Source organism: Streptomyces roseochromogenus subsp. oscitans DS 12.976, from assembly GCF_000497445.1.
GTDB lineage: Bacteria > Actinomycetota > Actinomycetes > Streptomycetales > Streptomycetaceae > Streptomyces > Streptomyces oscitans.
Window position 1 is genome coordinate 9268961 of record NZ_CM002285.1, and the last position, 15235, is coordinate 9284195.

The window sequence follows — 15235 nt, forward strand, 5'->3', positions numbered from 1 at the left end:
GCACCGGGCTCGTCTTCGCCTTCACGGTCGTCTACCTCGCCCACGCCACTCACCTCTCCCTCGCGGAGATCGGCGCGGCGCTCACCCTGGGGAACCTCCTCGCGCTGCCCGCCCCGCACTCGGCGGACACCTGCTGGACCGCTTCGGCCCGAAAGCAGTCGTAGCGCTCGCCAACCTCGTCTCCGCCGCCGGGTTCGCGGCGTTCCTCGTCGTCCGCTCCGCGTGGCAGATCAGCCTCGCCTACCTCGTCGTACAGGCCGGCATCAACCTGTACTGGACGGCCGCCCGCAACCTGGTGCCGTTCGCCTGTGTGCCCGGCGAGGAGCGCCTCTGGTTCGGGTTCATCTCCTCGCTGCGCAACCTCGGCATCGGTGCCGGAGCGGCGGTCTCCGCCGTCACGCTGGCGCTGTTCGGCCCGGACAGCCTGTACGTCCTCATCGCCGCGAACGCGGGCACGTTCCTGTGCGCGGCGCTCCTGTTCCTCACGTGGAAGCCCGCAAGAAGCCCGGCCGCGCCGGACGCCACCGGACCAGTGGAGAACAGCGCCGGGCCGGCCTCGCGGGGCAGCCGGCAGGCGGTCCTCCGGGACGGCCGTTACCTTCTGCTCGTCGCGGCCAACCTGGCCTTCGTCCTCGCGCAGATGGTCCCGCCGGTCCTGCTGGCCGTGTACATCACCGGCACCCTGCACGCGGGCGAGTGGATCCCCGGCACGCTCCTGGTCATCAACACCGGCGCCGTCGCCGTCCTCACGCCGGCCATCACCCGCCGCTCGGCACGACACCGCCCGCACCGCGCGATCGCCGGCGGATTCCTCGTGGGCGCCGGTTCCTTCGCCCTCTTCGCCGCGCCCCTCGCCTGGCAGGGCGCCCCCGGCTGGGCCGTGACCGCCGTCCTGGTGGCGGCGACGGTCCTGTTCACCCTGTCCGAGATCCTCAGCTCTCCCGCGCTCAACGAACTCTCGGTCGCCCTGGCCCCCGCCGAGGCCAACGGCCGCCACCAAGCCGCCTTCCAGCTGTCCTGGTCCATCGGTGGCGCCGCCGCTCCCGTCGTCCTCACCACGCTCCTGAGCCGGCAACCCGTCCTGCCCTGGCTGCTCCTCGCCTCCCTCAGCGTGCTCGCCGTGCCCGCAGCCCACGCCCTCGCCCCACGCGACCAGGAGGAAGCCCTGCCGTGATCCTCACCCTCACCCTTGTCCAGGACATCGGGAACGTCCCCGCCGCCGAGTGGGACGCCCTCGCCGCCCCGGCGGGCCTCTACCTCTCCCACCAGTGGCTCGCCGCCCAGCAGCACGACCCCACCGCCCAGGTCCGCTACGCCCTGGTCCACGCCGACAGCCGACTCATCGCCGCCGCACCGCTGTACGTGGTCGACAGCGAACCCAACGCCCTCTACCGCGTACACGACCTGATCCCCGACCGCACACCGGTCAGGACCCTGCTCGCGGGAGCCCGCCGCGGCTACCTCAACGCCCCTCTCCTGCACCCCCGCCTCACCCCCGACCGACGACGCGAAGCCCTGAACCAGCTTGTGAAGGCCGCCAGTTCGCTCGCTGCCGTCCACGAGGCGCAGCCATGGTGGTTGTACGTCGCCGACACGGCGGCCGCCGAACTCGCCGACGCCTGTGGCACCAAATCCGTGCAGCTGGGCGAGGACGCCCGTATCCCGCTGCCCGGCAGCACGTTCGGCGACTATCTCGCCGACCTGCCCTCCAAGCGGCGCGTGGCCATCCGCCGCGAGCGCCGAGCCTTCGCCGAAGCCGGATACGAGCTGCGCACCCTGCGACTCTCCGAGTGCGCCGACCCCGCCGGCGCGCTGCTCGCCCAGCTCCAGGAACGCCACGGCCACCCGGCCGACCCCGCCTTCATGGCCCGCCTACTGCGCGACCAGGCCGAGGGCATGGCCGACAGCGGGGTCGTCCTCGCCGCGTACGCCGAAGGCCGTATGGTCGCCTTCAGCCTCTTCTACCGCCACGCCGACACCGTCTGGCTCCGCGCCACCGGTTACGACTACGCCCGACTGCGGGGCGCGCACGAGTACTTCAACCTCGTCTACTACCTCCCCATCGAGGACGCCTACGCTCACGGCGCCACCGCCCTCCACCTCGGCATGGAGTCCCTCCGCGCCAAGACCCTCCGGGGAGCCGTCACTTCACCGCTCTGGGCGATCGGAGGGGCCGGGAGGACGGTTCGCCCAGGGCGCCTCTGAAGGGGAGTTGCGGCGGTGAGGCGCCCGCGCGCCTCCCGCCGTGGCGGCGCGCGCGTGTCAGTACCGCGGCAGCGGGGCCACGTCGGTGCGGATGTGGTCGACGGCCCAGTACCAGTTGTTGCCGGCGTTGAAGACACGCCAGGTCAGGGTGACCGAGCGGGCGCCGGCGGGGACGGCCGTGTCGCGGGCGACGTAAGTGTTCTCCGCGTCCTTGCCGAGGTTGTCGTTGCCCGTGGTGGCCGACGAGTAGTGGAGCAGTCGTACGGTGGTTCCGTCGTCGAAGGCGGCGGTCAGTTCCGCCTCCTGTGGTGCCTCCTGGCGGTAGTGGGAGTCGAAGGTCACATACAGCCTGGTGGCGCCGTCGGGCAGCTTGACCGCCGGGGAGACGAGCGAGGAGTCGAAGCGGCCCTTGCTGGACGGAGAGCCGGTGTCGTCCCAGTCGTCCGGGTCTGCGACGGCGATGACGCCCAGCGCGCGGCTGAAGTCGGCGCGGTCCTGCCCGCCGGTCTGCCACAGCCGCTTGGTGTGGAAGGTCCAGCCCTGCAGACGCGGGGTGCCCTGCGGCATGGCGGCGGCGTTGACGACCTTCCAGCCGGACGGGGCGGTCGCCGTCCAGCCGAGGACACCGCCCGACGTCTGCAGGGTGCCGGCGACCGATTCGAAGTCCTCGCCGAGCAGATGACCCGCGACGGACACGGCGGTACGGGCACTGATCTCGCCGTCGGCCAGCACATACCGCTCTCCGGCCCGGCCCCGCGCGGTGACGAGCACCCGGTGCCCGGCACCGGTGACATCGCCGGGGACGTCGATGTCGTAGACGGCCGTCGCCGCGGCGCCGGCGGGCAGTGACGAGGGCGGCGCGGTCACGGTGCGCACCTGCCAGCCCGGCGGGACGACGGGGGCCACCTCCAGGGCGGTGACCTTCTCGCGCGCGCTCAGCTTGACGCTGATCCTGCCGGTGCGCCCGGGGATGAGGACCGCCTCGTCGATCGTGGCGGAGGCGGCGGCGAGGGTGACGGTGATGTCGAGGGCGTCGGGCAGACCCATCGCCGGATCGGTCACGCCCTGCAGCGGGGACGGGACACGTCCGGCCCAGCGGCGCCGGAAGAACGGCTCGCCCGCGATCCCGACCGCGAGGTCGTACCAGCCCTCGCGGGCCAGCGGAACCTGCACACTCTGCTCCGCGCCGCCGCCCACCCGCACCTCGCGGGTGCCGCCGCCATAGGCCAGGTCGCCGACCAGGAACGTACGTGCCTGCCGGGACCGGTTGGTCAGCCGCAACTCGGCCTGCTGGGCGTCGGCCGACAGGTCCACGACGGCCTCGGCATCGCCCCCCGCGTCCCCGCGCAGATGCCACAGCTGCCCGTCGGGCCCGTGCACGCGAAGGTCGTAGCCGCAGTCGCCGATGCTCCAGGTGTCGGACAGCGTCGTCCCGGCGGACAGGGTGTAGTGCTTCGGCGCGGTGCCGGGCTCGGCGTACACCTGGAAGACGGCGCCCTGCCGGCCATGGTTGGCGAAGTCCACGGTGAGTGCACCGCGCTGCAGCCGGGGGAGGAGGGCCAGGTGGTACGGCACCGGCCGTGAGGTACGGGTGCCGCGCTGCTGCGCAGGGAACACCTGCGGTTCGGGCACGGTCGGCGCGGGGCGGCGGCCGGAGTCCATGACCTTCTGCCGGTTGCCCGAGGTGTCGGGCAGCGCAGGCCAGTCGGGGTTGCGGCCGCTGAAGTCGAAGACCTCCGTCAAGTCACCGGTGATCTCCCGGCGCCAGGCGCTGATGTTGGGCTCGTGGACACCGAACCGCTTCTCCAGGAACTGCAGTACGGAGGTGTGGTCGTACACCGTCGAGCAGACCGCGCCACCCCGGGTCCACGGCGAGACCACGATCATCGGTACCCGCATGCCCAGCCCCAACGGGAACGGCCCCGCGGTCTGCGTCTCGCCCGCGGGCAGGGTGTCCGACCAGGTCAGGGAGCCGTCTGCGCCCTTGGTCAGGTACTGGCCCTGCTGGTTGACGGGTCGGTAGTACGTGGTGGAGCCCTTGGCGACGCGGACCACGACCTCGCCGTCGGTGGAGACCGTGGACCGGCCGCGCTGCGGGGAGACCGGAGGCTGGGGGGAGACCAGGTGGTCGAAGAAGCCGCCGTGCTCGTCGTAGTTGAGGAGGAACGCGGTCTTCGCGAACACCTCCGGGTTGTCGGCCAGCGCCGACAGCAGCCGTGCAGTGAGGTTCTCGCCGTCCGGCGGGGCGTAGTCGGCGTGCTCGGACAGGGCCGCGGGCGCCACGATCCAGGACACCCGGGGCAGCGCGTCCGCGGCGACGTCGGCCGCGAAGGCCTCGACGAGCGCGTCGCCCATCTTCCACGGGTTGTTCGCGTCCACTACGTTGCCGACGCGCTTCATGCCACGCTCGTACAGCGGCTCGCCCGGCCTGGCGTTGCGGAAGGTGGTGAACCAGGCGAGCGCGTTGTCGTCGAAGTTCTCCTGTGCCTGGTACGTCTTCCAGCTGATCCCCGCCGTCTGCAGCCGCTCGGCGTACGTCGTCCACTCGAAGCCCGGCTCGGAGTTGTCGACGACCACCTGCTCGCGCACCGTACCGCCGCTGGTACCCGACATGAAGTGCTCGCGGTTCGGGTTGGTGGAGGTCTCCATGGAGCAGTAGTAGCTGTCGCAGATGGTGAAGACCGAGGCGAGCGCGTTGTAGAACGGCATGTCGGCGGGCTCGTAGTAGCCCTGGCCCAGCCAGCCGCTGCCGCGCCGGGTGACATAGCCGTCGGCCCGGCCCTCGTCGCGGGCGTTGAGGGAGTCGCCGAAGCCGAAGGCGGGGGCGCCCTGCTGGTAGGCGTTGGTGTGCGCGGCGTTCATCGGGAACGGCGCGAGCCAGCCCTCGGGGCGGGTGGGGTCGGGCTGGTAGAAGACCGGCTTGCCGTTGACACCGCGCACCGCGGTGCGGTCGCCGAAGCCGCGGACGCCCTGCATGGTGCCGAAGTAGTGGTCGAAGGCCCGGTTCTCCTGCATGAAGATCACGACGTGTTCGATGTCGTCGAGTGTGCCGGGCCGAACCGGCGCGGTCAGGGCGGTGCGCAGGCTCAGCGGCAGAGAGGCCAGCACACCGGCGGCCATGGCGCTGCCGAGCAGGGTACGGCGGGAGACTTCCGGTCTCGCATTCATAGGTCGATGTCCCACTTCTCGCGTCGAGGAAGGTGCCGACGGCTCCCGCGGCGACTTACGGCTCCGCTCCCGGGGGCTCATTTGGGCTAGACCCGTAATATTCGCGTGACGTGGGCGATCCGAAAAGGCGTGCCGGGCGAAGCGGGGATGACCGGAAGCCGACGTGATGGTGGCACGGGCGCGATGAGCTGAAGCCGGCCCGGGGCGGGACGGCACGGAGTCGGCAGGTGGGGGCAGTTGGTGGAGGCCGCCGGCTGCGCGCGGAAGGACGAACTGATCGTGCCGAGCAGGCGGAGGCGCTCCGCCGAGCCGGATCCGGGAGCGGCGCCCTGTTCATCTGGTCCGCCCGCTGATCCGAAAGACGGATCCCGGGCGACGGAGCCGCCGTGCACCGCGCTTACGCGGTGCCGCACTTCGACGCCAAGGCGGAGGCGGCCGCACCGTGAGCATCGCCGGAGAGCACGCCGCGAACATGTTCGAGTTCCACCCCGAGGCGTCCGCCTACTTCACCGCGCGCGACCTGGACGTGGTGCGCTGGCTCACCCCGCCCCTGGAACCCCGCGTCGCCGGCGAGAGCCCAGGGGCAGGGCGCGCGGGCCCGGCGTGTCACACGTGCGGGCGGCGGCCGCTTTCCTGCTGCGGGAAGGTCTGGTCCGCGCCCGGCAGCGTCGGCTTCGGCAGAGTCGCCACCTCCTCCTCCGCCTTCTCCAGCTGCTCCGCGGTGTCGTCGGGAAGCCGGGGCGAGCTCGGACGGGCGTCGCTGAAGCGGAAGGCGGTCGTGAGGTCACCGAAGGTGGCGCGTCGCCAGTCGCTGATGTTCGGCTCCGCCACCCCCGTGAACCGCTCCAGGAACTGCAGGGCCGAGGTGTGGTCGAAGGCTTCCGAGGCGACCCAGCCTCCCACGGTCCAGGGCGAGATGATGATGGCCGGGACACGGAAGCCGCCACCGATCGGCAGACCCTGGACGTACTCGTCCGGCGTGCCCGCGGGCGGGGTGGGCGGAGCCACATGGTCGAACAGGCCGTCGTTCTCGTCGTAGTTGAGGATGAAGGCGGTCTTCTGCCACACCGTGGGGTTGGACGCGATCGCCTCGATCTTCGAGGCGACGAAGTCTGCACCGGCCGCGGGGAGATAGTCGGGGTGCTCCGACTGATAGCCCGTCGGAATGATCCAGCTCACGGCCGGGAGACGGTCGTTGCGGGCGTCGTCCTCGAAGGTGCCCTCGGGTTGCGGGCGCACGCCTCGCTCGTACAGCTCCGAGCCGGGCCGCGCATTCCTGAAGGTGGCGAACTGCTCCAGCAGGTTGCAGCCGTAGTCGTCGTCCTGCTGGTACACCTTCCAGCTGATGCCCGCCGCCTGGAGTCGTTCCGCGTATGTCGTCCAGCGGTACGGCGTGGGCGCGACGTTGCTGATGATCGGCCCGCCGTGGGTGCCGGTGGGGTCGATCGTGCCGGTCATCCACATCAGGCGATTGGGCCACGTCGGTCCGAACACCGAGCAGTAGTAGTTGTCGCAGATGGTGAAGGCCTCGGCGAGCGCGAACTGGAACGGGATGTCCTCGCGCGTGTAGTAGCCCATCACATAGGGGCCGTTGACGCCGTCGGCCTTGCGGTGGGCGGGCAGCCACTGGTCCATCTTGCCGCCGTTCCAGGCCTGGTGCTGCACGGACCAGGCGTGGCTGGTGGACGGGATGGCCTGTGCGCTCGACTTGTGCGTGTCGAGGTGGAAGGGCAGCAGATAGCCCTTCGGGTTCTTGGCATCGGGCTGGTAGAAGACCGAACGCCCGTTGCCGAGCCTGAGGGCGTCCGGGTCGCTGAAGCCCCGGACACCCGACAGGGTGCCGAAGTAGTGGTCGAACGACCGGTTCTCCTGCATCAGCATGACCACGTGCTCGATGTCGCTCAGCGTTCCGCGCGGGGGCGGCCCGGCGGCGACGGCCTTCTGGATGCTCGGCGGGAGGAGGGAGAGCGCCGCGGTGGCGCCCAGCGCGCCCGCGGCCGAACCCAGCAGTCTACGGCGTGTCAACTCAGCCATGATGGCCCTTTCTCGAGCGGGACAAGCGCTCCGGAGTGACGGCCGGCCCGGTGGAAACGTGGGCCACCAGCAATCCTTCGCTCGTGCCGACGGGGCGCATCAGGCAAGCAGTGTGAACATGTCACCAACGCGCGGGAAGGGCTTGGCCAAGCTGTGATATTCAACGCCCATGCGTTGCACCGATGTTGCCGTGCGTTGAGAAACGGTGGCTGCTACATGGATTCGGCCGACGACGTACGGGGCACAACCGTGCCCCTGCTCGCAAGCGAGCGGAGGAGCCTTCGCGCAGGGCCGCGAACTCGCGCCGTACCCCTGTACTGAGGCGAGCTGCCGCCAGTGGTTGCCGCGTGGGCGGGTGAGGGTGAAGCGGTCGACGGGGACGAGGTCGCCGTAGGGCCCGGTCACCGTGTAAAAGGTGATGTGGATCGAGGTCGTGCCGCCAGGACGGCCAGGGTCGACCTCGAACGCCGCGAAGCCGTAGGAGTGCTCGGCGTCGCGTACCGCCGACCAGGGGGCGTCCTCGAGGACGTAGACGGGCGGGCGTTTGCCGGTCGCGGGGTCCGCCGGGCCCACCTTGGTGATCACCCGGCACTGCGGGGTGGGGAAGAGGAGCTGGTTGGAGGGGGCCGAGGTGCCGCCCCCGCCGATCACCATGTGCACGGTGCCCTTGGTGGTGTCGACGGTCTGCGTGTCGGTGGCGGCCGGGATCGGCGTGCGGGTGTCGTTGGACTGCTGGCCTCGGATGGGGTGCGAGCGCTCGTAATGGTGCTCGTGGCCGCAGACGACCAGGTCGACGCCGTAGCGGTCGAACAGCGGCACCCACTCCTCGCGGATGCCGAGGTCGGCGCCGTTGAACTTGTCGGCGGTCGAGATCACCACCTGGTGCATGCACGCGACGACCCAGTCGATGCCGGGGTTCGCGCGCGAGGCGGCGAGCTCGGCTTCCAGCCACCGCTTCTGGGCGCCGCCGGAGTAACCGTGGACGTAGGAGTTGCCGCCGTCCTGGAAGGCGACGTCGTCGTTGTTGAGGCTGATCACGCGTACTGAACCCGCGGTGAACGCGTACCACAGGCCGTGCAGTTCGGTATCGGCTCCTGCGTCGGGCAGGCTGAAGTAGGTCTGGTAGGCGCCGTAGCCGATGGGGCCGTTGCCGAGTTCGTTCTCGTGGTTGCCGGCGGCCGGCATCCAGGGGCGGTGGCGGGCCGAACGGGAGTTGTTCTCGAACCAGTCGGACCAGGTGCGCACCCGGTCCGTGGACAGGTTGGCATAGCAGAGGTCCCCGTTGACCAGGTGGAACAGCGGAGCGATCCGCTCGACGCCGGCGGTGGTGTCACCGGCGGCAGGGGAGCCGAGATTGTCGTTGACGTAGATACCGCTGTCGTTCTTCTTGCCGAGGGTCGGTGTGCCCTGGTCGCCGAAGCTGGTGAAGGTGAACGCCGACCGGCCGCGCGGGGCGGTGCGTATGGTGCCGAACTCGGCCTGCGCGCCCTCGTGCACGGCGGCGTAGACGTAGTCGGTGTCCGGCCTGAGGCCGCGCACCCGGGCGTGGTGCACCTGTACCTCGGTGCCCGACTTGGCGTCTCGGTACGTCGTGGTCTGCGCGGCGACGGTACGGCCGAGGCCGCCGGCCGGGGTGCCGAGCAGCACGCGCGGCCGGGACACGGACGCGATGGTGTGCCAGGAGACCACGACCTCACGGGAGGCGTCGGATCCGAACTGAAGATGCAGCCCCGCGACCCGCGGTGCCCCCAGCGCACCCGGCTTCTCCCACAGCACCGGGCTCGCCGCGGCGGGCGTCGCACCGGCCAGTCCCACCGCACCGGCCAGCCCTGCCCCCGGCACACCCGCCAGCAGAGCTCGTCTGCTGGGACCTGAACGGACAACAGAGTCAGGAGTGTTCATGACCGCCGATTCTTGTCGGGAGCCGTGAACGGCACGGTGAGATCCCGGTGAACGAAACGTCAAGCGCGACATCGGCGGTGAAGCTCAGGGCGGCGGAACTTGCGTACATCCGAGGGGAATTGACGGTGAGGACGTATCAGGTCATCGGCGAGCCAAGTCTGGTCCAAATAAGGGACGGCTTTTTCAGATTCCGGACGGAATGGTTGCGTACCGGCCAGCCGTGAGTGAACCGAGCGTGGACATCGGACCCGATGGCGCGCACCGTACGTGACACCCGGCGCCGGTACACGGGCCCGGCGTGCTCAGATGGCTACGACCCGGCGCCGCCCGTCGTGCCGCACGCTCGGCCGGATTGCTTCCTTGTTGTGGCGGGCGAGCGTCGCCATACTCGTCGCGCTTGGCATGGTCACGTCGGACCTTTGTGGCCCCCCGCCCCATGCCTTTCATCCCCTCATCCCTCCGGCCCGGCTCGTCGAGTGAGCGGGGCAACCCCCACAGGAGGCCTCCTATGGCGCAACGCCGAACAGCTCTCACCACCCGCGCGCTCACCGGAGCGAGCGTCGTGGTCCTCACCGCCGGCGCCGCACTGCTCCCCGGCGCGGGCTCGGCCACGGCCGCCACCGGTTCCGCCGCAGCCACCCCGGCCGCGGCCCGTGCCGCGTCCGCCGCGTCCCTCGTCGCCCGCCTGGGCGACCGCGCCGCCGGTTCCTACTACGACGCCGTGGCCCGCCAGATCATCGTCAACATCACTGACCCGTCCGCGGCCGGCCAGGTCCGCAACACCGGTGCCGTCCCCAGAACCGTGCGCTACTCCACCACCCAACTCCGTGGCGCACTCGGCACGTTGACCCAGCGGGCCCGGATCGCGGGCACTGCCTGGGCGATCGACCCCCGCCAGGACAAGGTGGTCGTGACCGTCGACCCGACGGTCACCGGAGCCAAGCGCGCCCAACTGAACACCGTGGTCCACTCGCTCGGCGACAAGGTCGTCGTGCGTCGGGCCGCTTCCGCGTTCAAGCCGCTCATCGCGGGCGGCGACGCCATCTGGGGCAGCGGTGTGCGCTGCTCCCTCGGGTTCAACGTGACGGTGAACGGCGCGCCGTACTTCCTGACCGCCGGGCACTGCGGCAACGCCTCCTCGGCGTGGTCCGACTCGCAGGGCGGCGGCGAGGTCGGCCAGACCGTCGACTCCCATTTCCCCGGCACCGACTACGCCCTGGTCCAGTACGACGACGCGAACAGCGACCACGCCAGCGTCGTAGACCTCTACGACGGCGGCAGTCAGCAGATCACCCACGCCGCCGACGCCTACGTGGGCGAATCGGTCCAGCGCAGCGGTAGCACCTCCGGTGTCCACGGCGGGTCGGTCACCGGCCTCGACGCGACCGTGAACTATGAGGAGGGCTCGGTCTCTGGGCTCATCGACACCAACGTGTGCGCCGAGCCCGGCGACAGCGGCGGCGCGCTCTTCGACGGCGACGCGGCCATCGGCCTCACCTCGGGCGGCAGCGGCGACTGCAGCTCGGGCGGCGAGACCTTCTTCCAGCCGGTGCCTGCGGCGCTGAGCGCGGAGGGTGCGACTCTTCCGTAACCGGGGCGCTTCGTACCTTCCGTGACTGACTGCGGAATGCCTCAACCAGCCTTCGCGGGGGCAGGTTGAGGCATTCTCCTTGAGCGGGATCGACAGGCCAGCGCTCAGGATGTCCCCGAAGACATGGGAGGCGACCCGGTGGCGACCGCGGCCCCGATCCCAGCCAGCACCAAAGACACCAAAGACACCCTGCGCTCGGTCTCGACGGCCACGCCCGAGCTTCTCGACGATCCACACGGCGAGCCCGGCCGACGAGTCGGTGAGCCCGACGGCGGCGGCACCCCCCTCGTCTCTCGCGTCACTCACGCCTCTTTTATCCATTGTGGCGGACACCATGTGGCAGCCTGGCCGGAGCGGTCTCCGCCCGCTCTTCCTTACGGCTGCGGGAGGTAGTCAGGGCGTGGGCGCGCCGGAGGGGCAGTTCACACCATCGCAACGGACGTGGGGCCTCCGCTCGGCACGCCCCACCAGCCGGGATCAGCGATGACACGGCCGGAGGCGGTCTGATGGGGATGTCAGTGACGTAACGGCGTTGAGGTTCCGAGCCGGTCTCCTCTTGAATGCGCTTCAAGTATCCGTAAACTGGAAAACCATGCGCTATCTCTCAATGGGCACTTCCGGGTTACAGGTCTCCGCAGTCGGCTTGGGATGCAATGAACTGGGGCGATCTGTCGGGCTCGACCAGGCGCGTACGGTGGTAAGCGCCGCACTGGATGCCGGATACACCCGACCCGCACACTCCTATTGAGGAGACGCTCGCCGCTCTGACCGAGCTGGTGCGGGAAGGCAAGGTCCGCTATACCGGGAATTCTAATTTCGCTGGCTGGCAGATCGCTGAAGCCGCGTGCGTCGCCCGTTCCGCAGGGTTCGAACGGTTCATATCCGCGCAGAACCACTGGTCGCTACTTGACCGCGCCAGCGAGAACGAAGTCGTCCCGGCTGCACGTCATTTCGGACTCGGAGTACTGCCGTATTTCCCGCTGGAGAACGGTTTGCTGACCGGGAAGGTGCGACGTGGCAAGGTCATCCCGGCAGGGACCCGCATCGCGGAGAGCGCGTACCAGGTGACGGAGGCGCGGCTTGACACCGTAGAGGCACTGGTCGCCTGGGGCATGAAGAACGGTCGCAGCCTCCTGGAGATCGCGGTCGGTGTCCTCGCCGCGCTTCCAGGCTGCAGTTCGGTGATCGCGGGGGCCACGAAGCCGGAGCAGGTGAGGGCCAACGCGGCGGCTGGGGAGTGGGTTCCCGCCGCCGAAGAGCTGGGGGAGATCTTGGAGCTGCTGTAGAGCAGCCTGATCGCCCCCGGCTACAACTCCCTGTCGGCGTGAGTCCGCCGTCTCCACCCGGCCTTCGTCGGCTCCCGGAGCCGCTGTCCCCCGCACAGGATCGAGAGCCGCACTGTCAGGTAAAACAAGGCGTTCATATGGAACGCATCCCCCCGGGAGGGCCTCTCTACAGCCGGAACACGCATCGCGGGGTTGAGGAAGGAGGCCACGGCGGTTCCGGGTCCGGCCGTGGACGCTGAAACATCGGTCCAGGCCCGACGGACCTTCGCACACCCGCGATCGGCGAAATCCACCAGGACCGTTCCGATAGCATGATCCAACACCCACGGCGAGCGCCCTGATCGCCCGTCCTGCACCGGGAAACGAAGCTGTCCGACACGTACAGCGATCTGTTTAATACATCTAGAAAATCGGCCAAACAAATTGATACCTATAGCATCACGGTTTTTTTCGCGAATAAAGTGCAGAATTGACTTCGCCGCGTGGCGTCGACCACGGGTGATGCTGTGGGTGACGGCGGGTGTGGTGGCCCTCGGGTTCCTCATCGTGCTGGAGATTGCTGCGCGTGGGTACGGCCTGCCTGGGCCGCTCACCAATCAGGCGCGAGAGGTGGTATTCCCTCCCAAGTCGGGTTTCCTGTTGTACGCCGGTATGGCGTTGCTGATGGTGGTGCTCACCTGGCGGCAACGATTCATCGCGGCCGGCGTCGCGATCGGCATCGACGTCGTCTTCTTGCTGGTGCGGTGGGCGGCCGACGTCAAGGTGACCGACGGCCACCCCTTCGGCAACGGCGCGTTGTGGGTGGTTCTGGGATATGCGGTCATCGCTGTCACGCGCCGCAAGGGCCGGGAGCGTGTCCTGCTCCTGAAGGGCGTCGGGCTGGCCCTGCTGCTGGTGGCCGGTCGCAAGACCGGCGATACCTGGCTGCTCATCACGTCGAAGACCCGCCCGGCGGTGTTCGACCAGTACGTGGCAACCGTCGATCATGTGTTGGGCGACCCTTCGTGGCTGGCAGGACGAATTGTCAGGGCCACCGGTCCGATCGGCTCCCATATTCTCGACTATGTCTACATTCAGCTTGCGGTGGCCGCGGTCGTCGTCGCGACGTACCAGCTGCGGAACGTGGCGGTCGAGCGGCGTTTCCCGCGCCACCATCTGGTGCGCACCTTTCTGGTGATCGGCCTCCTCGGGCCGGCCGTCTATATGGTCTTCCCGGTGGTCGGACCGGTCTTCGCCTACAGCGCCGAGGGCGGGCACTGGGCGGCGGCGAACCTGTGGCCGGACACTCCGCCGCCGATCAATACCCCGCACCAGATGCCGTTCGACGAGATCACCCCACGTAACTGCATGCCCAGCCTCCACACGGCATGGGCCACCGCGATTTTCATTCATTCCCGCAAGGGCCCGCGGATTCTGCGCTACGCAGGCACCTTCTGGCTGATAGCCACACTCGGCGCAACGCTGGGATTCGGCTACCACTACGGCGCCGATCTCGTTGCCGGCATGGTGTTCGCGCTCACGGTCGAGGCTGCCCTGCGTTCGCTCGCACGTGGCTGGGATCGCTCAGGAACCCGATTGGTCGCCCACGGCACAGCGGTCTTTTTCGCGCTCTTGGTGTCGTACCGTTATCTGCCGACGGAGATGGCCGAACATCCGTGGGTGTTCGGACCGCTTCTCATCCTGGCGATGACCTCAGTGATCCACGGCTACATACGGACCACCAGGCGATGGGAACCGCAGACCGCGGCAGTGCTGCAACCGGAACCGCAACCCGAACCCGTTTGAGTCATGGTCGGATCCCTGTGGTGGGTTCGAAGCGATACGGAATACAGGTGCCTCGGACGAGGCGCAGTTGACGACAGTGTCCAAGGACGCCCGCCGAGCGGCATGCGTCTGCCACAGCGACCATGGTCCGAACTCGTGGTACGTCGTCCGGCCTCGGTGGCTTGGCTGGTAGGAAACTGCGTCAGTCCGAGCCGCAGTACAGCCGGAGGAACTCCTCCATCGCCGCCTCGACGCCGGCGCGATCGTCGGTGGCGAGCAGGTCGAGCAGCAGACCACGGACATCGAGGCGAAGACCCCGATGGCCCGGGCCCGTTCGGCGGCACCCGTGAACGTGTTCGCGACGATCGCCATGGCCACTGGGTTGAGCATGGTCCCGCCGACGGCTTGCAAGACGCGCGCCGCGATCAGCCAGCCGATGCCTGGGGTCAGGCCGCACGGCAGCGACCCGAGACCGAAGGCCGCGAGCCCCGCCTGGAAGACGCGCCGCCGGCCGATCCGGTCGGCGGCGGAACCGGCCAGCACGAGGAACCGGCCAGCACCAGAGTGTAGGCGTCGACCGTCCACTGCAGGCTGGATTCCGAGGCGCGCAGGTCACGGCCCATGGTGGGAAGCGCGACGTTGACGATGGAAATGTCCATGACGACCACGACGATGCTGATGCAACAGATCGCGAGCACCAGGGACTTGCGACGCGGGCTCAGTTCGGCAGCCGCGAGTGGAGAGAGCACTGATGAACTCATGGCCACGACGCTAGGATTTAGAGCGTGCTCGAAATCAAATCGCAGCCGGCATCCGACACCGGCGAGCCGAAGGCGGGCCACGGCGCTGTGCCCGCAGAAGGTCTGACCATCGCGGAGGCGGCCCGCCGTACCGGGGTGAGCGTGCACACGCTTCGGTACTACGAGCGCGCGGGCCTGGTCATCAGTCCGGTCGTCCGTACGAGCGGCGGCCGTCGCCGGTACCGGGAACTCGACCTCAAGTGGATCATCATCTGCACCAAGCTGCGCGCCACCGGTATGCCCATCAGAGGTATCCGCCAGTACGCCGAACTGGTCGCCGCAGGATCGGGCAACGAGGCGGAACGGCTCGCCCTCCTGGAAGCCCACCGTGCCGACATCCTGAACAGGCTCGCGGAGATCCAAGAGAACCTGACAATGATCGACTACAAGATCGAGGTCTACCGGGGAAGCCTGGCCGCGGGCGAGGCCGACCAACTCTGGGCACCCGTCAGCCCCCGTTGAGCGGCGCGCAGGACGGCAGGCCG

At 69.3% G+C, this 15235-nt stretch carries 9 protein-coding genes and 1 pseudogene; 6 read left to right on the plus strand and 4 right to left on the minus strand.

Annotation, left to right across the window (positions count from 1 at the left end; translation table 11 throughout):
• The first annotated feature begins 130 nt into the window (after positions 1-130).
• Entirely contained in the window at positions 131-1174 is a 1044-nt protein-coding gene (locus M878_RS89775; protein ID WP_280923697.1) for an MFS transporter, read from the plus strand.
• Positions 1171-2205, plus strand: a complete 1035-nt coding sequence (locus M878_RS89780) for a GNAT family N-acetyltransferase (protein ID WP_023553518.1) — start codon at positions 1171-1173, stop codon at positions 2203-2205. Before M878_RS89775 ends, M878_RS89780 begins: the two co-directional genes overlap by 4 nt.
• Positions 2206-2262: 57 nt before the next feature.
• Here M878_RS89780 and M878_RS50265 read toward each other — a convergent pair whose 3' ends face one another.
• The 3 genes from M878_RS50265 to M878_RS50270 form a co-directional block, all read right to left on the minus strand.
• Positions 2263-5373, minus strand: a complete 3111-nt coding sequence (locus M878_RS50265; protein WP_158692857.1) for a phosphocholine-specific phospholipase C — start codon at positions 5371-5373, stop codon at positions 2263-2265.
• A 606-nt stretch (positions 5374-5979) separates the two neighbouring features.
• The gene (locus M878_RS89785; protein WP_023553520.1) at positions 5980-7407 is read right to left on the minus strand and encodes an alkaline phosphatase family protein; all 1428 of its coding nucleotides are present in this window, start codon (positions 7405-7407) and stop codon (positions 5980-5982) included.
• A gap of 99 nt (positions 7408-7506) precedes the next feature.
• Positions 7507-9249, minus strand: a complete 1743-nt coding sequence (locus M878_RS50270) for a purple acid phosphatase family protein (RefSeq protein ID WP_245238325.1) — start codon at positions 9247-9249, stop codon at positions 7507-7509.
• 568 nt (positions 9250-9817) lie between these two features.
• On the opposite strand from M878_RS50270, the gene M878_RS89790 reads away from it, so the two are divergent.
• The 3 genes from M878_RS89790 to M878_RS89805 all read left to right on the plus strand — a co-directional run bounded on the left by M878_RS89790 (position 9818) and on the right by M878_RS89805 (position 13971).
• On the plus strand, positions 9818-10900 hold the full coding sequence (locus M878_RS89790; RefSeq protein ID WP_023553522.1) for a S1 family peptidase: 1083 nt from the start codon (positions 9818-9820) through the stop codon (positions 10898-10900).
• Between the two features lie 713 nt (positions 10901-11613).
• Positions 11614-12186, plus strand: coding sequence for an aldo/keto reductase (locus M878_RS89795; protein ID WP_245238326.1), 573 nt, complete (start codon positions 11614-11616; stop codon positions 12184-12186).
• A 501-nt stretch (positions 12187-12687) separates the two neighbouring features.
• Positions 12688-13971 carry a phosphatase PAP2 family protein gene (locus M878_RS89805; protein ID WP_023553525.1) on the plus strand — a complete coding sequence of 428 codons (1284 nt, stop codon included), beginning with the start codon at positions 12688-12690 and terminating at the stop codon, positions 13969-13971.
• Between the two features lie 276 nt (positions 13972-14247).
• Here M878_RS89805 and M878_RS89810 read toward each other — a convergent pair.
• A pseudogene (locus M878_RS89810) lies at positions 14248-14711 on the minus strand (MFS transporter); the annotation flags it as partial.
• A gap of 24 nt (positions 14712-14735) precedes the next feature.
• On the opposite strand from M878_RS89810, the gene M878_RS89815 reads away from it, so the two are divergent.
• Positions 14736-15212, plus strand: coding sequence for a MerR family transcriptional regulator (locus tag M878_RS89815; RefSeq protein WP_023553527.1), 477 nt, complete (start codon positions 14736-14738; stop codon positions 15210-15212).
• Positions 15213-15235: the final 23 nt, after the last annotated feature.